Here is a 19,120-nt window from a genome sequence, read left to right as displayed (position 1 = left end):
CCATCGATCACGCTTGCTCGTCCCCTCATCCATTTCCAGACGCCAAGATATCCATGTTGCGTTATCCCTTTTGCTTAACGGCATTCGTCCTGCTGCTTATCACTCTTTCTGCCCCGACTTTGCTCGGGAAAACGCTGGAGCAGCAGCTTCAGGCGATCGATCCCCAGCAGCTTGCTGTTGAAGCGAAGCAGTTGGGCGACGCCAAACGCGGTGCGATCTTGTTCTATCAGCCGCAGATGGCGTGTCGGTCGTGCCATGCGATGGATGACCAGGCCCTGCTTGGCCCGGACCTGACGCAGTGGAAGAAGCTGCCGTCGGATGCCGACCTTGTTGACGCGATCCTGTCCCCCTCGAAGCAGATCCGCGAAGGCTTCGAGGCGGTCAGCATTTTGACGGTCCACGGAAAGGTGATCACTGGGCGACAAGTCGAAAGCACGCCCGAACAGGTTGTGCTCCAAGAACTGACCGGTGCCCAGCAGCGGCATACGATTCCCACCGATGACATCGAAGCCCAAACGGCCGGTAAGCAGTCGCTTATGCCAGCAGGCCTTGCCAACCAGCTATCAAGCCGGCAGCAGTTTCTGGACCTGGTGCGTTACCTGATCAAAGTTCGTGACGGTGGTCGCATCGCAGCGAGGAACCTCGAACCGGCTCCCCATTTGTATGCGGTGAAACCGGTTCCCGAGTATGAAAAACGGATCGACCACGCTGGCTTGATTGCTGACTTGAACGATGCCAGCTTCAAGCGAGGCGAGGCCATCTACACGCGGGTATGCGCCAATTGCCACGGTACCCACGACAAAGCTGGATCGCTGCCAACTTCGCCTCGCTTCGCGTCAGCCAAGCTGAAGAACCGCATCGATCCGCACGGCATGTATCAAACGCTGACGCACGGCTTCGGCATGATGCAGCCGCAAGGATGGATGGTGCCGCAGCAGAAATACGACGTGATTCATTACATCCGCGAGGCCTACTTCAAGCCGAACAACCCGGCGCAGTATGCGAAGGTTGACGACACTTACTTGAAGAGCTTGCCCACGGGAGATTTTCGCGGGCCCGATCCTTCGCCCATGCAGCCCTGGATCACCATGGACTATGGTCCGTCGCTGATCAATACGTACGAAGTCGGTAATGACGGCTCGAACTTTGCCTACAAAGGGATCGCCACGCGGTTGGATGATGGCACTGGCGGCGTTTCGCGTGGCAGTCGCTGGATGATCTTCGATCACGACACGATGCGTATGGCCGCGGCTTGGCAAGGGAAGGGTTTCATTGACTGGCAAGGCATCCACTTCGACGGCAAGCATGGCGTCCACCCGCATATCGTCGGGCAGGTACTCGCCGCCAACAAAACGGCCCCAGGCTGGGCGAACCCTGAGGACGGTTCGTTCGCCGATCCTCGCGTCCTCGGACGCGACGGCCGCCGCTATGGGCCTCTGCCGTCATCGTGGGCCAAGTACCACGGGCTATATCGCCATGGCAACGATCGCATCATCAGCTATTCGGTTGGCAAGGCCGAGATTCTGGAGATGCCCCAACTGCTGGTCGATACGCCGGCTGTCTTTGCCCGGCACTTCGAGATCGCCCCGCACGATCACAAACTCGTCATGCGTGTGGCCGATTTGCCCGGCGGATTTTACGATCAGTCCGAGCTGGCGAAGTGGAAGAGCGATGACTCGGCCTATGTCGTCCAGGCTGGCAAAGACGCTGCACCAAAATCTGAAGGTCTGAAGTTTGATGGCGCAACGTCGGTGCAAATCAAAACAGGCGATGCGTTCGACATGACGAAGTCCGATTTCAGCATCTCGGCTCGCATTCGCACGAAACTAGGCGGCCCGATCTTCGCCCAGACTACGCCTGACCCGAAGTGGGTTCCTGATGGCAAGGTCTTCTTCGTGCGTGGGGGCAAGCTGTGTTACGACATTGGCTGGGTCGGCGTGGTAACCTCGAAGACAAGCGTCAACGACGACAAGTGGCATGACGTGGCGATGACCTGGGATCAGACGACCGGAATAGCCTCGTTGTGGATCGATGGCAAGCTTGACGCGCAGAAAGAACTTCGTCCGAAACAAACACTGAAGGGCACGGTGGTGAGAATGGGCTATGCCAGCCCTAATTTTCCGGACCCTGGCAAATATCAAGGAGAGATCGAATCGCTGCGATTCTATTCGGAAAAGCTATCCCCTGAGGCAATCGGAGACTTTACCAGCCAACCGCGGCCTGTCCCCCTGTGGCATAGCGATGTCTTGCCGAAAGGTAATTTATTTACGCCGTCAAAAGAGAAGCTTGAAGCAGAAATCATCCGGGGTGCTCGCCAGTCTTTTGCCCGGAATTACCTCATTGCTGGACTGAAAAATCCGCCATCGGCGGCCGCTTTTCGTATCGCCGGAAAGGCTCTTCTATTGGACTTGCCAGCCAGCGATAAGCCAGCGAAGTTCACGTTGTGGTTTACTTCGGCGGAAGAAGCTAAGGATGTCGATCAGATTGTCAATGCCGTGAAGCTGACTTCCGGCGACACGCCTGACCTGAAGATGGCCACGCAAGGAACTCCTGCGCGGTGGACGGAAGTGCTGGAAACGAAAACGGTGCCAGGGACCGAGGGTGGTCCGTTTGCGGCCGATGTGTTGACCTTGCCCGATAACAATCCGTGGAACGCCCAGATGCGGCTGACCGGGTTCGACTTCTACCCTGGCAGCGACCGCGCGGCCGTGTGTGCCTGGGACGGCGATGTATGGCTGGTCGATGGCCTGATGGCGAACGATGGTGCGCTTCGTTGGCGTCGCATTGCATCTGGCCTGTTTCAACCGTTGGGTTTGAAGATTGTCAACGGAGCGATCTACGTGACCTGCCGCGACCAGATCGTGATCCTGCGTGACCTCAATGGCGATCTGGAAACGGATTACTACGAGTGCTTCAACAATGATCACCAGGTCACCGAGCATTTTCACGAGTTCGCGATGGGGTTGCAGGTCGACGACGACGGCAACTTCTACTACGCGAAGTCGGCCCGGCACGCGTTAACTGCCGTGGTACCGCACCATGGAACGCTGCTGCGAGTTTCGCCGGATGGCAGCAAAACCGATATACTGGCCACCGGCTTTCGCGCTGCTAACGGCGTATGCTTGAACCCCGATGGCACGTTCGTTGTGACCGACCAGGAAGGACACTGGAACCCGAAGAACCGCATCAACTGGGTCGAGCCAGGGGGCTTCTATGGCAACATGTATGGCTACCACGACGTGACCGACGAATCGGACGACGCGATGGTCCCTCCCCTGGTTTGGATTACCAACGAGTTCGACCGTTCGCCGGCAGAGCTATTGTGGGTGCCGAAAGATTGCTGGGGGAATCTCGGCGGATCGCTGCTCAATCTGTCGTACGGGTACGGCAAGGTGTATATCGTTCCGTTTGAAACGGTCGATGGCGTGAAGCAAGGAGGCATGTGCGAGTTGCCACTGCCGCAGTTCCCTACCGGCATCGCACGTGGTCGTTTCAGCCCGGCCGATGGCCAGTTGTATGCTTGCGGTATGTTTGCCTGGGGCAGCAATCAGCAGCAGCCTGGCGGCTTCTATCGCATTCGCCGCACCGAGCAGTCGGTTTATTTGCCGATCGGACTGAACGCGACCATCGACGGCGTTCAGATGACGTTCAGTGGTAAACTCGATCCGGCCACGGCGACCAATCCGGACAACTACGCGATCACCGCGTGGAACCTGCTGCGCAGCAAGAACTACGGATCGAAACACCTCAACGAGCGTCCCTGGAAGGTCAGCGCCGCGAAGCTATCGGCCGACGGAACCACCGTTGCACTGACCCTGCCTGAGATCGAACCAACCTGGGGCATGGAGATTCGCTGCTTCCTGAAGTCGGCCGAAGGGAAACCGGTCGAGGTGCGGATTCACAACACGATTCATCGGTTGAAGGAGTCAGACGCGGCGAACTAAATCATATGAATCGCATGTCGGATTCTGCTTTAATTTGGCTGTGGCATGGTTTAGACTTCTACCACGCATGGTGAGTCGTTGCTCTTTACTATGGAACCGATGATGAGCTTGTATGGAAGATTGTCGCTGGTGGCTAGTTGGTTGCTGTTTGGATTGGCGTTGGGCTGTGGCCCGCTGATGGAACCCCGGCTGGATGCCACCAGCGAAGAGACTCTGCGTACTTCACTGAACCAAATGGTGAGCGGCATGAGCGAGATCGAGAGACGCGAGTTCATCGCGGATGCCCGGTCGATGCTTATCATGACCGGAGCACGTTCGCAGCAGCATGTCGATGCACTCAATGGTATCGAGACGCCCCCGGTCGAAGTGTTGAAACCACTGCACGGGATGACTGTTACCGAAATCCGAGCCAAGGTTGCCGATCGGAATACCAGGATGGCAGAGAGCTTCGAGAGAAGTCGCCAGATGGGGGACGAAATCAAGGCCAAAGCCCACGCCGGCATGCCTGAGATGCATCGTCCATTCGCACCGTAAGCCACCTGCGACAGATTCGGTTGACCCCATCAGAATCAGGCACTAGCAACCGCTTCGTAGCGTCTCGGCTGCCACGGCCAAATGAGGTTCGACGAGCGTAACGATGCGTGCGAATTTATCAGCGATCTCTTTATGCGGACACTCGGCCGCAGCATATTTGAGCACGACTACGGGACTCCCAATCGGCCCGGTCGCAATCAAGCCGTTCCAGGAACCACTCGGGAGGCGAACACTTGGTTCGTACTGCGACAGGCTCTTTATCAACTCGCCGATTTCATGACGCTGGCTTGCTGAAATGGCTCCCTGTACCGAAGTACCCACAAGCTTTCCTTGGATGCGGACGTGAATCTCTCCGTAGTAAGAACCGTCGGGATGGATGCCGCGGAGGAACCACATTTCACCCAAGCCGCTGCCCTGTTGAGGTGGATGCCAGCGTAAGATGATGTTTTCGGCGATTGGACTTGGCATTGCGATAGGACCGGCACTAAGCACGTATCGCGTCGATGGTGCCGCGGCTATCGGCGAACTCGTCGATCTCCAGCCCCATCATCTGGGCTTGGGTCAGCCACAGGTTGGCCAGCGGAGTTCCTTCTGGCATGTTGATATGCTGCCCCGTTTTCACCTTGCTGCCACCCCCGGCGACGACCAGCGGTAGGTCGTTGTACTGATGGGTGGAACCATCCCCCAGGCCGCTACCGTACGTAAAGAGCGTGTTGTCCAACAGCGATGTGCCGTCCGCTTCGACAATGCGGTCCATCTTACCGGCCATGTAGGCGAACTGCTGCATGTGGAACTCGTCGACCTTCAACAGGTCGTCGATCATGTGCGATTGATCGTGCGACATTCCGTGATGGCTGCGCGGTTTGTCAAACAGGCTCTCGAACATGAACGGCGTGTCCCACCGCTCGGGGCCGACCATGAAGGTCGCCACGTTGGTCAGGCCGGTCTGCAGCGCGGCCACCATTAAATCACCCATAAGGCGAATGTACTCGCCGCGCGGGAGGTAGGCTTCCGGAGGCTCTTCGAGATCGACTTTAGAAAGCTCGCTCTTCATTGTTTCCAGGCGATTCATCTGCATTTCGATCGCCCGGATCGAATCGAAGTACTCGGCGAATTTGTGACGGTCGTCGTAGCCTAACTGCTTCTTCAGGCTGTTGGCGTCTTCCAGCACCAGGTCGGTGATGTCCCGCAGTTGCTGGGTATCTTGCGTGGAAAACAGTCGGCGATACATCTTGCGTGGGTCGCGGATCGATGGTGCCAGGTGCCCGGTGCCGTACCACGAGATGTTGTCGAAGTAGATCGACTCCTTATTGTCGCGATGGCTGTTGCAGCTGAACTCGAGCGTGCGAAACGGGGTGTCAGTGCCGATTTTGTCCGCAACCAGGTGATCGAGTGTACGATCTAGCGGCCATGCAGTTCCCTTGATCGTGTATGGCTTCGCGCTACTAAGGTAACACGAAGCACACTGCGCATGGACGTCGGTCCCTTGCTGGAAGGTGCGATCCATGCCGGTGATCAGGTTGACCTTGCTTTTAAGCTCTTCCAGCGGCTTCATCGTGGGCGTGAGTTCGGTCAGCAACTTCTGCCGAAAGTTGGGGTCTTGCTCGTCGAGAGACCTCATCAAGGTCCCCATGTTTCCCACGGGAATCTTGCCGTTCTGTTCGCCGGGAAAGAACCCCCGCCGCACGACCCCAATCGGCACGTAGAAGATCGCCATTCGCTGCTGCACGGCTTTGGCCGCCGCGGCCTGGCCGGTACTGGCCAGCCAGGGAAGTGCGAGCATCGATCCCCCGACTCCACGGAGAAATCGGCGACGGTTAAGGGACCTCGTCATGGGTTCACCTTTTGGGATAGCTGATTTGGGTTCGACTGATCGGGACTACGTTTGGCCAGAAATGGCTGGCTGAGGATGACTTCTTTCAGCATCGTTTGCATGCGGAAATCATCGGACTTGGCATTTGCAACAATGGTGTCCAGGGCGATTTCGTCAGAAGGTACCAGTTCGCGCGCCAGAGAGAACGAAAGCAGGTGGCCTGCCAGGGCTCGAGCAAAGCGAGGTTCTTCGCGCAGGATGGCATCTTTGAACTCGATGATGTTAGTGAACTCGTGTTTGCCGAACAACTTGCCGGATACATCCACCTCGCGGCCGTTATCGTACTTCTCGCGCCAAGTGCCGATGGGGCTGTAGTTCTCCAGGGCAAAGCCCAGCGGATCGATCTGTTCATGGCAGCCGCGGCAATCGGATCGCTCGCGATGCAGTGCCAGGCGTTCGCGCAAGGTCAAGTATTCTTCGCCACTGGTAGGCTTCTCATCAAGGGGCGGCACGTCAGCCGGCGGCGGCTTGGGTGGGTTGTTGAAGATCACCGAGGCGATCCACGCCCCACGCGTGATCGGCTGCGTTCTTTGCGGGCCAGAGGTCATCGTCATGATGGCCGCATTGGTAATCATGCCCCCGTTTCGGCGATCAGCGACCGGTACACGCTCGAACTTCAAGACGGTGTCGTTGGCCCCCCGGACACGCTTGGCAGCGTCGGGGGAAGCCAGCGTGCCGTAAGCGTCTTCAAGCAGCTTCGAACGATAGGTGAAATCGGAATCGATCAACTGTCGGACAGGCTGGTTCTCGATCAATACCGTCTCGAAAACTAACAGCGGTTCGAGCATCATGTGCATGCTGTCGCGATATCGGGAAAAGTAGAAATTGGGATAGGTCTCGCGGTCAGGCACCGAAGAGATGATCCGTTCCAGTTGTAGCCATTGGGTCGGGAAGCTATCGGCGAACCGCTTCATCTTGCCGTTTTTCAGCATGCGGTCGATCTGCCGATTGAGCACCTCCGGTGAACGGAGTTCGCCAGCGGATGCGAGGTCGAGCAAGATTTGGTCGGGAATACTTCCCCACAAAAAGAACGACAACCGCGAGGCGAGTTCATAATCGTCGACCAACGTCGACTCTTCCCCGGAACTCTTCTGATCGTACACATACAAAAACTTCGGAGATGAGATCACGGCAGCCGCGGCCGACTTCATCGCTTCGGGGAACTCGACCTGCGCGTCAAGCTGTTGGGCCACATATTGCGAATATCGGTCGAGTACATCAGGTTCAACCGGTCGGCGAAACGCGCGAGTCAGGAACGGTTCTAACCGGCGGCGTGCTACCTCTTGGGCATTTTGTGCGGGGGCCGGCGCTGCGAAAAATGTTTTCCAGATACCCACGTTCTTGGGCGTAAAATCAGGGCTCTCGACGATCGACTTGCCAAGCTTGAGGAACTCTTGCATCAGCAGCGGAGAGAGCGTCAGGTGATCTCCGCGATTGTCGAAGCCATGTTCGGCCCGCAGGTCTTGCGGAATGACGACGACACCTGACAGGCGAGGTTCGATCATCTGCGACTTGCCCATAGGACGGCTTCCTACCGAGACGACCTTCGGCATCTGGCCGGTCTGCGGTTGAAAGTAGCCGCTGTGATCACGCATCATGCGTTCTGGCAAACTGAACACCACACACTTGAGATCGAACAAGTCGGTGACGGCGTTGTTGTACTGAAAGCGGTTCATCCGCCGCATCGGAACATGCGGCAGAGCTTCGTGCCTGGCGACCGCGCGATGCAGTTGTGTGGTCAGCGCGGAGAGGAACTGCGTCTGCAGCGTTTCCTCTAGCGGCGGCTCGTCCTCCGGCGGCATCGCACCGAACTCGACTGCTTCAATGGCCTGCCGCAATAGCTCTGCTGCCGGGATGTTTTCGCTATCGACTAGCGACCGCAAATCGACATCGCCAGAGAGATCATCGACGTCCGCGCCGTGGCACTTGATGCAGCGGGTTTGGATTGTGCGCGCCAGCACGTCCTGCTCCGGCTGGGGCTCGGCGGCGTGGGCTTGCGTACAATAAAACGAGAGCAGCAGGATCGCGGCTAGTCGCATCGTCGCCATGTTCGACAGCAGGCTGGGCATCAAAAACCAAGGCCTCCGCGCGGCACGTGGGGATAGGTCGGGGGAATCGTTGGCAGGCTATCAGGGGCGAAAACCACAGATAGCACGCATCCTTCGGGGTGCCACTGGTGGTTGGTCCAAACCCCCGGGAAAACGGGAAAGGAGTTTTGTGAGGAGGAATTATCGATACAACTCAAAGTTTATAGCAAAAAAACGGAGACACCACCATTTTTTACGGGGCCGAAAAGTTGAAAGTGTCTGGCTGTACCTAAGAGTTCTGCAGGCTCGAAAACCATTGTTGTATCGCTAGATTCCGCCTGGAAATCGAGTTCGCGGCAATTGCCAAGCTACGATATGGCCGTTTTTTGAAGCATTGAAATTTTCTATGTCTGGCATCCAATAAATAAATTATTCCGCGTGATGATCGACGCGATAATTAACGGTTAGAGAATCTGCCACGCAGATCATGAGGAGAAAGTTCGCACACAATGACGCTCGGACGTCCAACTGATTGGGAAGATGCTTCGCTTCGCGGAGCCGCGGACGTGCTTGCGCAGTTTGCTGCGGCTGCTCGGGTGACGTTTGACCGCGGCCAGGCCCGACGATTGCTGCACGAGGCCGAACGAGCCATCCCCGGCACCGACCCAGCCACATGGGGCTGCCGGCTGGTCGAGGTGGGTGAAAGCATAAATCTGAAGGTGCGCACCCTCGATGCCAGCATCGATCGCATTATCGAATTCGTCCAAGATGGTACCCCGGTTGCCTACGGTTCCGAGAACGAGCCTGGCGAGATTCGCTGGCGGATCCTGCTTCAAGCCAGGGGCAACAAGGTCCAGGTAAGCGAGCCGCAAACCGAGACCACACTGTGGCTCTCGCGTGCTGCATTGGCCAAAGACCTGACCCTATCGGGTAAAGATGCCAAGTGTCGCTGGATTGTCGGTCAACCGGCTCTCAGCTGTCAGGCTTCGGGGCGACCAACCAATATGCCCTCGAGCGAAGGGGGCAGCAAGCCGATCAATCGCTTGATCTCGCTGGTCATGCCTGAGAAACGCGACCTGTGGATTCTGTTGATCTTCTCGGCTATCGTCGGTTTGCTGGCACTGGCCACCCCGGTCGCCGTGGAAGTGCTCGTTAATACGGTCGCATTCGGCAGGTATCTGCAGCCGGTCATCGTACTGGCGTTGCTGTTGTTCGTCTTTCTGATGTTCGCCGCCGCGATGCGGGCGTTGATTATCTACGTGGCGGAAGTCTTGCAGCGACGAATCTTCATTCGTGTGGTCGAAGACCTCGCCTACCGCTTGCCGCGCGTCGAACAGGAAGAATTCGACAACCACCACGGCCCCGAGCTGACCAATCGCTTCTTCGATGTGGTGACGGTCCAGAAGTCGGTTTCGTCGCTGCTGCTGGATGGCGTGGCAATCGTGCTGCAAACGATTATCGGGATGGCGGTAATTGGGTTTTATCACCCGTTTCTGCTGGGGTACGACATCGTCCTTTTGATGCTCATCATCCTGGCCGTTTCGGTACTGGGACGCGGAGCGGTGAAGACTTCCATCAAAGAATCAAAGGCAAAGTACGCCGTTGCCGAGTGGCTGCAGGAACTGGCCCGGCATACGACGGCCTTCAAGATGAACGGTGGGCAGACCTATGCCCTTGAACGTGCCGATGACTTGGCCGTGCATTGGCTGGAAGCACGCCGGGCGCACTTCCGCATCCTGGTGCGACAGATTCTCTTCGTGTTGGGGCTGCAAGCAGTGGCGGCAACCATCTTGCTGGGCATGGGAGGCTGGCTGGTCGTCTCTGGCGAAATGACGCTGGGGCAACTGGTCGCGGCGGAACTCATCGTGATGACGATCCTCTCGTCGTTTGCCAAGCTGGGAAAACACCTGGAAAGCTTTTACGATCTGCTGGCTTCGATCGACAAGCTGGGGCAACTGTTCGACCTGAGCATCGAACAGCACGACCGCTTGTTCCATTTGCGCGAGGGAGAACCGGCACGTATGTGCTTCCGCAACGTGTCCCTTGCCAATCACGAGCGGCCAGTCTTTTCGGACCTTACTCTCGAAATCGAACCAGGCATCTCGCATGGGATCTACGGCGACTCCGGTGCCGGCAAGTCGACCTTGCTGAGCTTGCTGTGCGGGCTGCGTCATCCGAACAAGGGAGGTGTCGAACTCGACGACATCGATATCCGCGAACTACGCCCCGACTCGCTGCGAGAACACATCGCACTGGCAGGCGACATCGAGATTTTCCACGGAACGATTCACGAAAACATTCATCTCAACCGGGCTCATATCAATGCCCGCGATGTACACGACGCGTTGGCTACGGTTGAATTGTTGGATGAATTTCAAGATTTGCCCGACGGGCTCAATACTGTCGTGCAGACACACGGACATCAACTTTCTCGCAGCCAGGCCGCGCGCATGATGCTCGCCCGAGCCATCGTCGGGCATCCGCGAATGCTACTTTTGGATGGCGTGCTCGATGGCCTTTCCGACGACCTGGCCGACCGGCTGCTAGCTCGCTTGCAAGAGGAAAAGAGCTGGACGCTGGTGGTCGCAACGGCGCGAAAGCGCCTTGCCGAGCAGTGCGATCAACAGATCTCGCTGCGCTCCGGCGGGACTACCCGAAACACGCAGGTAAATACACGGTAAACCAAATCGATTCTAAGGGTTCTAAGCAGCTGCTTCCGATGAACAAAGTGGGTTTGACGAATATGGCGACCACCACGCAATCATATGACGATAGCTTGCCAGCGTTGAAGCTAGTGCAGTCTTCGCGTTGGGTTTGGCGGCTGGCCAATGCGCTGCTGGTGATGCTGATGTTGAGCATCGTCGGCATGATTTTCGTGCCGTGGCAGCAGTCGTCTCGTGGGGCGGGACAAGTCATCGCTTACGCACCGCAGGAACGGCAGCAGATGGTAACGGCCCCGACCAAGGGAATCGTCTCCGAGATTATGCCTGACTTGCGAGAGGGGTCGCCGGTGAAGAAAGGAGACCTGATTCTCGAGATGGAACCAGCGGCGGCCAACCTGGTCAACCAGTTGGAAGCTTCGCTGCGAGATCTCGACGCCAAGGTTGAAACGGCCCAGGTTAAAGCTGAGGTGTATGGCAGAAATGTCATCGATTTCACTGAAGCCAAAACCGCCGCGGTTTCCGCCGCCGATCAACTGGTGGAAGCGGCCAAGGCCAAGTGGGATGCGAAACGAAAGCTAGTACCTGGCTACGAAGCCAAGCGGTTGCAGGCTCAGCTGAATCTGGATCGTCAGAAGAAGCTGTTCGATGAAGGTCTGCAGTCGGAAAAGGAGTTGGAGAAACTGAAGAAGGACCTCGATGTCGCCGAGGCTGATCTCGAGTCGGTCAAGCTCGACGTCGAGGCCGCGCTCGGAGAGTTGGAAGCAAAGAAGAACGAACGGATTCAAAAAGAGCGGGAAGCCCAAACGAAGGTCGACTATGCCAAAGCAATGCAGCAGGAAGCCTTGGGGCAGGTAGCCACCGCCAACAAAGAACGCCGCGACGTTAACATCAAGCTCTCGGAACTACAGCGTCTGAAAATCAGAGCCCCCCGCGATGGAACCTTGTATCGAGTCGAAGTATTCGAGCAAGGGCAGATGTTAAAAGAAGGAGATCCCCTGTTCACGATCGTCCCGGAGGCAACCCAACGGGCCGTCGAACTTTGGATCTCTGGGAACGATGTTCCCTTGGTACACACGGCCGATCATGTTCGGCTGCAATTTGAAGGTTGGCCTGCCGTGCAGTTTGCCGGCTGGCCCTCGGTCGCGGTCGGAACGTTCGGCGGCACGGTAGCCAGTGTCGACGCCACCGACGACGGGCTCGGCAATTTCCGCGTATTGGTCGTTCCTGACGCCGACGCCGAGAATGCCTGGCCAGATGAAAGATACTTACGACAAGGCGTCCAGGCCAACGGCTGGGTGATGCTGAATCAGGTTCCTTTGGGCTATGAAATATGGCGACAACTAAACGGATTTCCCCCTACGGCCGCCGACAGCAAGGCCAAGAGCAAGGATGCTACGAAGCCCAAGATCAAGCTTCCCAAGTAAGATCTTCGGCCTCGCTGGTTGTCTCCTGCTTGTTTCTGTCGGCCGTGGTGCTGGCCGGGTGTCGCGCGTCCACACCGAGCCCGCCTGACTACTCGGAACACGTCACCACCAAGGCCAGGCATCACGCTCAGCATGCCTCCCCTGCCCCGGAGATTGATGCTCAAACGCGGGCCGATCTGCAAATGGTCTCGTTCGAGGAAGAGGCCCAGTCAAAAACAGAAGACCTGCCTACACTGCAGTCGGTTCCTCTCGAAGAAGCGCATTCCGTTCCCCCGGAAGAAGTCCAGCCGGCACCGCTTGAAGTAGAAGACGTGCTAACGGCGGTTCAGGCATCGTATCCACTGCTGACCAGCGCCTATCTGGGGCGCGATGTCGCCGCCGGTGACAATATCGCCGCGTGGGGTGACTTCGACTTGAAGCTTAAGGGTTCGTCGATCTCGCGTCCGGAAGGTTACTATCAAACCTATCGCAACGCGGTGTCGATGGAGAAACCTCTCTTTTCCGGCGGCTACTTGTACGGCGGTTATCGTTTGGGGGAAGGCAACTTTCCGCCCTGGTACGGCGAGCGGCAAACCAACGGCGGTGGTGAGTTCGCAGCCGGAGTCGGCGTTCCGCTGCTGAAAGATCGCACCATCGACAAACGTCGCGCCGAACTGTTTAAGGCGCAGCTCGAACGACAACGCGTTGAGCCGGAGATCCGCGCTCAGTTGATCGAGTTCTCGCGCGTGGCGACTATTTACTACTGGGACTGGGTTGCCGCCGGTCAGGCCCGCGATGCCCAGCAAGGGCTTCTTTCGCTGGCCCAAGCACGAGTGCAGAGCATTCAACGGCGGATCGAACTGGGAGACCTCAAGTCGATTACCCGCATCAACAACGAGCAACTCATCGCCGCGCGTGAAACGAAGCTGATCGAAGCGGAACGTAAGCTGCAAAACGCGGCGATCAAGCTGTCCCTCTTCTTTCGCGATCCCGCCGGCGAGCCACTCTTGCCGCATGAATCGCTGTTGCCAGGCAATTTTCCTGCGCAGCAGCTTCCCTCGGAAGCGGACTTTGCCGATGCAACCGACGCCGCGATCGCTTCGTCGCCGCTATTAGCGGAAATGGATTGGAAGATCCGTCAAACGCGAATCGATCTGCAGCAGGCCGAGAACACGCTACTGCCCAAGCTCGACGCGCAGCTGTACGCCTCGAAGGATATCGGCGAACCGACCAGTTCCAAGGGAGACAAGACGCCGTTTGAGTTAGAGCTGGGGCTGTTCGGCGAGGTGCCCCTGCAGCGCCGCGAGGCCTACGGCAAACTCACTTCGACCCAGGCCAAGCTGCAGCAGTTGTCGGCCAAGCGTCAGTTCACCGAAGACAAAACAGTGGCTGCCGTACAAGATGCGGTCTCGGCCCTTTTGAACGCCCACGCGCGAATTCGCCGGGCCGAACAGAACGTTCGCCTGGCCGACGAAGCCTTGCAGTTGGCCCGCATTCAGTTTAACGAAGGGGACATCGACCTGGTCGAACTCAACATCTACGAACAGGCCACCACCGACGCCCGCCTGATCGACATCTCGGCCAAAGCCGACTTCTTCAAAGCCACGGCAGACTACCAAGCCGCCCTGAACATCACGCCGTAGCGACCCCCTGCTGCGTGGTCATCATGGTTCGTTCAACACCCTTGGGCATTACCGTTTGGCGTTCGCCCCTGAAATGTGGATAATAGCGGCGTGTTCCCCCCTCACTTTGCCCCTCATGCCACAAGCTCTGAAGGATCGATCGATGAATCAGTTCGCCCTGAGCGAAGAACAAGTCGCGCAGTTTCAAACCGCAGGCTTTTTGATTGTCCGCAGTTTGTTCGACTCGTCGGAAATGGAAGGCCTGCTCGCGTATGCTCGGGCCGATCAAAACCTGATGGGGCAGTCGCATGTGAAGACCGATGCTTCCGGCAAAGAAACGCGTCTGACCGTTCGCAACGATTTGGACGAGGCTTCCCTCTACACGGCGATCGTTCACAGTCATCGCGTCGCCGTCACCATGCAGACACTGCTGGGGGACGAGGTTTATCACTACCATCACAAGATGATGCTCAAGCAGCCTAAGACCGGCGGGGCCTGGGAGTGGCATCAAGACTACGGCTACTGGTATGAAAACGGCTGTTTGTACCCTGATATGGGCAGCTGCATGATCGCCGTCGACAAGGCCACCAAGGCCAACGGCTGCCTGCAGGTACTCAGCGGAACGCATCATCTGGGGCGCGTCAATCACGTGAAGATCGGAGATCAGACCGGTGCCGATCCGCAGCGCGTCGAAGCAGCGATCCAGCGGCACGAACTGGTCTACTGCGAGATGAGCCCCGGCGATGCGGTCTTTTTTCATAGCAACCTTTTGCATCGCTCGGACGAGAATGTTTCCGACGATCCGCGCTGGTCGCTCATCTGCTGCTATAATACGCGGCACAACGATCCGATCGTCACCGGCGGTCGCCACCCCAACTACTCTCCTCTGGAAATCTGGCCCGACCAGCGGGTCTCGCAAGCGATCCAGGCCGTCTCCTCTGCCAACTGAATCGCATCGATGAAGGCACTTCTATGACACGTATTGCTCTTTTGGGTACCGGCCTGATCGGTCGCTTCTACGCACAATCGCTGCACGGCAAGCGTTCGCGCGATCGGATTCAGGTTGTCTATTCCCGCAGTCCTGATCGCGCGGCTGCGTTCGCCGACGAGTTCGGAATTTCGCAGCACACAACCAGCTGGCAGGAAGCGATTGCCAGCGACCAGATCGACGCCGTCGTCATCGGTCTGCCCAATCACCTGCACCTGGAAGTCGTTCTCGCAGCCGCCGCGGCGGGTAAGGCGATCCTGTGTACCAAGCCGCTGGGGATCAACGCAGAGGAAGCTCTGCAGATGCTCAATGCGGTCGAAGAAGCCGGCGTCTATCACGCCTACCTCGAAGACCTCGTCTACACGCCGAAAACTTTGAAAGCACTTCAGTCGGTACAGGCCGGGGCGATTGGGGACGTACTGTGGGTTCGCTCGCGCGAAGCTCACCCAGGCCCCCATAGCGATTGGTTCTGGAACAAGCAACTTTCCGGCGGCGGGGCAATCATTGACCTGGGGTGCCACTGCATCGAGATCGCTCGCAACTTCATCGGTAAAGAGATTCGCCCCGTCGAGGTGATGTGCTGGGCCGAAACGCAGTTTCATCCGGTCGATGTCGAAGACCATGCCATCGGGCTGGTCCGCTACGAAAACGGAGCGATCGGGCAGTTCGAGACAAGCTGGATCTTCCGCGGTGGAATGGACCTGCGGGACGAGGTCGGTGGCACCGAAGGAACCATCTGGCTCAATCACTGGCTACGCACCGGCATGGAGATGTTCTCCTCCTCGAACCAGTCAGGCTACATCGCCGAGAAAGCCGAGACCGATACCGGCTGGCTCTTCCCGGTGGGCAACGAGGGTGCCGCGCTGGGCTACGACGACATGTTCGCCGACGTCCTCACCCAAATGGAAAGTGGCGGCAAACCTCAAGAAGACTTCTACGACGGCTATGTCGTCAACGCCATCATCGACGCCGCCTACCAGTCGGTGCAAACCCGCCAATGGTCCCCGGTCGAACTGCCCCTATGGCGAGGCCACACCGGCGAGCAAAAAGCCGAAAAGCACCGTGCGTTCGACGAAGATCACGACCTGATCAAAAGCGAACGCATGCCTGACGGAGCAACGAAGTACATCCTGCGAAACAAGCAGACAGGCGAATTGAGTCAGCGGATTGTTGCGAAGTGAGTACTCGTTTGCCTGTTGGTAAACACATAAGCATTGGCTGCTAGTTCTAGCCGGCCGCTTGCCTACCCAGATCATTGATTGCATTTATTTTATCGCGGAAGAATTCTATGAAATGAATGCGATCTCGCAGGTGGCTCACTGCGAGTTGCTGGGAGTCCTCTTAGGCCCCCGCTGCGATGGCGATACGCACGCAAATTGCGATACCAACGCGATTTAGAGGGGGGCCAGCTACAGGTTAGAACGCCCTCGGAGAATTGCTCGCGAATGTGAATAACGGTTGCTGGCAAATTGGTCTGCTTCCGAAAATCAATGTGGGCAAAGACAAGCCACGCGTTATACTTGAATGATCTCACCTGACATCATTTTCCTGCCCCAATTTGCTGCCTGCCCCTGGGCTGGGTAGCGGTCCCTTCCCTTCCGACCGATGCGTAGTGAGGCCGCTATGCGGACATCGAACTTTAAGCGAAGAGCGTTCGTGACAGCGCTGATGGTGCTGCTGGCCGTAGGTGGTACGACTGCGCATGCCGCAGATCTGGCCAAGCCCAGTTCTCAGGACGTCGCCTTCTTTGAATCGAAGATCCGACCTTTGCTCATCCAGCACTGCGTAGATTGCCACGGTGCCGATACGCAGGAAAGTTCCCTTCGCGTCGATACCATGTCGGGCATGCTGGGTGGCGGCGAGTCGGGTGCGGCGGTTATTCCGAAAGATCCCAAGCACAGCCTGCTGCTGGCCGCGGTACGTTACGACAACGAACATTTGAAGATGCCACCCGACGGCAAGATGTCGGACGAACAGATCAAGCTGCTGCAGCAGTGGATCGAAATGGGTGCTCCTCACCCCGATCAACTCGGCAGCGGCAGCATCCAGCCGCGTCGTGCTCCGATCGATATGGAAGAAGCGAAGCGGTACTGGGCATTTCAGCCAATTCAGCCGCCGCTGGTTCCGGAAGCATTCAGCCAGCAAGCCAATCCGATTGATTCGTTCATCGCGGCAGCGCTCGACAAGCAAGGTCTGCAGCCCAACGGCCCCGCCGATCGGCGAACACTCATTCGCCGGGCCACGTTCGACTTGATTGGCCTGCCGCCGACGCCGGACGAAGTGAATGCGTTCCTGGCCGATCAGTCGCCCGATGCATTCGCCAAGGTGATCGATCGCCTGTTGGCTTCGCCGCAGTATGGGCAGCGCTGGGGGCGGCATTGGCTGGACGTCGTGCGTTACGCCGACAGTAACGGCCTGGACGAGAACCAGGCCTTCGTCGATGCGTGGCGTTATCGCAACTACGTGATCGATTCGATTAATGCCGACAAGCCATTCGATCAGTTCGTTACCGAGCAAGTCGCCGGCGATTTGCTGGCGAAAGATTCGACAACGCCCAGCGATTACGACGCGACCATCGCGACCGGCTTTTTGACGCTCGGTCCCAAGGTGTTGGCTGAGAAAGATGTCGTGAAGATGGAAATGGACATCATCGACGAACAGATCGATACGCTCGGTCAGGCATTTCTCGGTTTGACAATCGCGTGTGCCCGATGTCACGATCATAAGTTCGATCCGATCTCGACGGCCGACTACTACGCCCTGGCCGGGATCTTCAAAAGCACGCAGTCGATGCAGTCCTTCAAGACGATTGCCCAGTACAACGAAAAGGTGTTGGCCACCGACCAAGAGAAACAGCAGAAAGCGAAGCTTGATCAGGCCAAGAAGGAGAAACAGGACGAGCTTGATAAGCTGCTCAAAGAGGCCAAGCAAAAGCATCCTGACAGCGATGAAGCCGCTTATCCGGAAGAACTGCGAACTCTCCTCGCAAAGCTTCGCCAAGAGATTGCTTCGATCGCGGAGCAATCCCCCGAACTGCCCACGGCGATGGCCGTCACGGAAGGCACTCCCGAAAACCTAAGGATCCACGTCCGTGGGAGTCACTTGATATTGGGGCAGCAAGTGCCCCGCGGCGTGCCCTTAGTGCTTCAACGTAGCGAACCGCTGAGTATCGACGACAACGAAAGTGGACGCCTGCAACTGGCCCAATGGATGGTCCATGCCGACAATCCGTTGACAGCTCGCGTGGCTGTCAATCGTGTGTGGCGATGGCATTTTGGCACCGGCTTGGTTCCCTCGACCGACAACTTCGGCAAGCTGGGCGAAGCGCCGACGCATCCCGAGCTTCTCGACTGGTTGGCCGCCAGTTTCGTTGCCGAAGGTTGGTCGCTGAAGAAGCTCCATCGGCAGATCATGCTCAGCGAGACCTATCAGCGAAGTAGCGATACTCTAGAAGCAAATGCCGCGACCGATCCCGATAACCACTGGTACTGGCGGGCCAACGTGCAGCGGTTGGAAGCGGAATCGCTGCGAGATTCGCTGCTGCAGGTCAGTGGCAAGCTCGATACTTCGCAGGGAGAAAGCATGCTGACGGTCGACAAGTGGAAGCTGGTGTTCGATCACACGTCGAAGGATGACACCAGCTACGACACGCAGCGGCGTTCGGTTTATCTGCCGGTCATTCGCAATAACCTGTACGACGAGTTCGCACTGTTCGATTTCGCCACGGCCGATACGACGCAAGGAGACCGGGCAACGTCGACGGTCGCCCCGCAAGCGTTGTTCACACTCAATAGTCCCCTGTTTTTAGACGCGGCGGAAAACCTGGCCGATCGCTTGCAGCAGCAAGTTCCTGATGACGATCGAGCACGGATCGAGCTGCTGTATCAACGGACTCTTTCGCGGATGCCAGAAGAGCATGAAGTGACGCGGCTGCTGACGACAATTGACCAGTTGGAAGTCGTTTTGCAAGCGCAGATGGATCAACCCAAGGCAAAGCGTCAGGCCTGGACGGCGGCGTGCCAGTGCGTGCTGGCCTCGAACGAATTCCTGTACGTGCAGTAACCTT

11 protein-coding genes are annotated in these 19,120 nt (G+C 57.6%); 8 read left to right on the top strand and 3 right to left on the bottom strand.

What is annotated here, in order from left to right; genetic code table 11:
- Positions 1–53 precede the first annotated feature (53 nt).
- Complete coding sequence (locus C5Y96_RS11165; protein ID WP_105353128.1) at positions 54–3,944, top strand: DUF6797 domain-containing protein; 3,891 nt, start codon at positions 54–56, stop codon at positions 3,942–3,944.
- Positions 3,945–4,043: 99 nt separating this feature from the next.
- The gene (locus C5Y96_RS11160; protein WP_146115624.1) at positions 4,044–4,478 is read left to right on the top strand and encodes a hypothetical protein; all 435 of its coding nucleotides are present in this window, start codon (positions 4,044–4,046) and stop codon (positions 4,476–4,478) included.
- A gap of 42 nt (positions 4,479–4,520) precedes the next feature.
- Here C5Y96_RS11160 and C5Y96_RS11155 read toward each other — a convergent pair whose 3' ends face one another.
- From C5Y96_RS11155 to C5Y96_RS11145, 3 genes are read right to left on the bottom strand one after another with little or no spacing between them, the layout of a single operon-like run.
- Positions 4,521–4,946 carry a hypothetical protein gene (locus tag C5Y96_RS11155; protein WP_105353124.1) on the bottom strand — a complete coding sequence of 142 codons (426 nt, stop codon included), beginning with the start codon at positions 4,944–4,946 and terminating at the stop codon, positions 4,521–4,523.
- A gap of 16 nt (positions 4,947–4,962) precedes the next feature.
- Entirely contained in the window at positions 4,963–6,312 is a 1,350-nt protein-coding gene (locus C5Y96_RS11150) for a DUF1552 domain-containing protein (RefSeq protein WP_105353122.1), read from the bottom strand.
- Positions 6,309–8,420, bottom strand: coding sequence for a DUF1592 domain-containing protein (locus C5Y96_RS11145; RefSeq protein ID WP_233198912.1), 2,112 nt, complete (start codon positions 8,418–8,420; stop codon positions 6,309–6,311). Before C5Y96_RS11145 ends, C5Y96_RS11150 begins: the two co-directional genes overlap by 4 nt.
- A gap of 467 nt (positions 8,421–8,887) precedes the next feature.
- Here C5Y96_RS11145 and C5Y96_RS11140 point away from each other — a divergent pair, with 467 nt between their 5' ends.
- The 6 genes from C5Y96_RS11140 (at position 8,888) to C5Y96_RS11115 (ending at position 19,116) form a co-directional block, all read left to right on the top strand.
- Complete coding sequence (locus C5Y96_RS11140; RefSeq protein ID WP_105353120.1) at positions 8,888–11,059, top strand: peptidase domain-containing ABC transporter; 2,172 nt, start codon at positions 8,888–8,890, stop codon at positions 11,057–11,059.
- A 38-nt stretch (positions 11,060–11,097) separates the two neighbouring features.
- Positions 11,098–12,465: an HlyD family secretion protein gene (locus C5Y96_RS11135; RefSeq protein WP_105353118.1), complete on the top strand. Its 1,368-nt coding sequence runs from the start codon at positions 11,098–11,100 to the stop codon at positions 12,463–12,465.
- Positions 12,372–14,087 carry a TolC family protein gene (locus C5Y96_RS11130; protein WP_105353116.1) on the top strand — a complete coding sequence of 572 codons (1,716 nt, stop codon included), beginning with the start codon at positions 12,372–12,374 and terminating at the stop codon, positions 14,085–14,087. The genes C5Y96_RS11135 and C5Y96_RS11130 overlap by 94 nt, the downstream gene beginning before the upstream one ends.
- Before the next feature lie 142 nt (positions 14,088–14,229).
- Positions 14,230–15,015 (top strand): phytanoyl-CoA dioxygenase family protein, encoded by a 786-nt coding sequence (locus C5Y96_RS11125; protein ID WP_105353360.1) that lies wholly within the window; start codon positions 14,230–14,232, stop codon positions 15,013–15,015.
- A gap of 23 nt (positions 15,016–15,038) precedes the next feature.
- Positions 15,039–16,235, top strand: a complete 1,197-nt coding sequence (locus tag C5Y96_RS11120; protein WP_105353115.1) for a Gfo/Idh/MocA family protein — start codon at positions 15,039–15,041, stop codon at positions 16,233–16,235.
- Positions 16,236–16,710: 475 nt separating this feature from the next.
- On the top strand, positions 16,711–19,116 hold the full coding sequence (locus tag C5Y96_RS11115; protein WP_233198911.1) for a PSD1 and planctomycete cytochrome C domain-containing protein: 2,406 nt from the start codon (positions 16,711–16,713) through the stop codon (positions 19,114–19,116).
- Positions 19,117–19,120 lie beyond the last annotated feature (4 nt).

The organism is Blastopirellula marina, from assembly GCF_002967715.1.
Taxonomy (GTDB): domain Bacteria; phylum Planctomycetota; class Planctomycetia; order Pirellulales; family Pirellulaceae; genus Bremerella; species Bremerella marina_B.
This window is presented reverse-complemented; position numbering and strand designations above follow the sequence as displayed.

Bases quoted from the DNA above. Each gene is read 5' to 3' on its own strand.
- C5Y96_RS11165 (WP_105353128.1), top strand. From the start codon at position 54: ATGTTGCGTTATCCCTTTTGCTTAACGGCATTCGTCCTGCTGCTTATC.
- C5Y96_RS11160 (WP_146115624.1), top strand. From the start codon at position 4,044: ATGATGAGCTTGTATGGAAGATTGTCGCTGGTGGCTAGTTGGTTGCTG.
- C5Y96_RS11155 (WP_105353124.1), bottom strand. From the start codon at position 4,946: ATGCCAAGTCCAATCGCCGAAAACATCATCTTACGCTGGCATCCACCT.
- C5Y96_RS11150 (WP_105353122.1), bottom strand. From the start codon at position 6,312: ATGACGAGGTCCCTTAACCGTCGCCGATTTCTCCGTGGAGTCGGGGGA.
- C5Y96_RS11145 (WP_233198912.1), bottom strand. From the start codon at position 8,420: ATGCCCAGCCTGCTGTCGAACATGGCGACGATGCGACTAGCCGCGATC.
- C5Y96_RS11140 (WP_105353120.1), top strand. From the start codon at position 8,888: ATGACGCTCGGACGTCCAACTGATTGGGAAGATGCTTCGCTTCGCGGA.
- C5Y96_RS11135 (WP_105353118.1), top strand. From the start codon at position 11,098: ATGAACAAAGTGGGTTTGACGAATATGGCGACCACCACGCAATCATAT.
- C5Y96_RS11130 (WP_105353116.1), top strand. From the start codon at position 12,372: ATGGCGACAACTAAACGGATTTCCCCCTACGGCCGCCGACAGCAAGGC.
- C5Y96_RS11125 (WP_105353360.1), top strand. From the start codon at position 14,230: ATGAATCAGTTCGCCCTGAGCGAAGAACAAGTCGCGCAGTTTCAAACC.
- C5Y96_RS11120 (WP_105353115.1), top strand. From the start codon at position 15,039: ATGACACGTATTGCTCTTTTGGGTACCGGCCTGATCGGTCGCTTCTAC.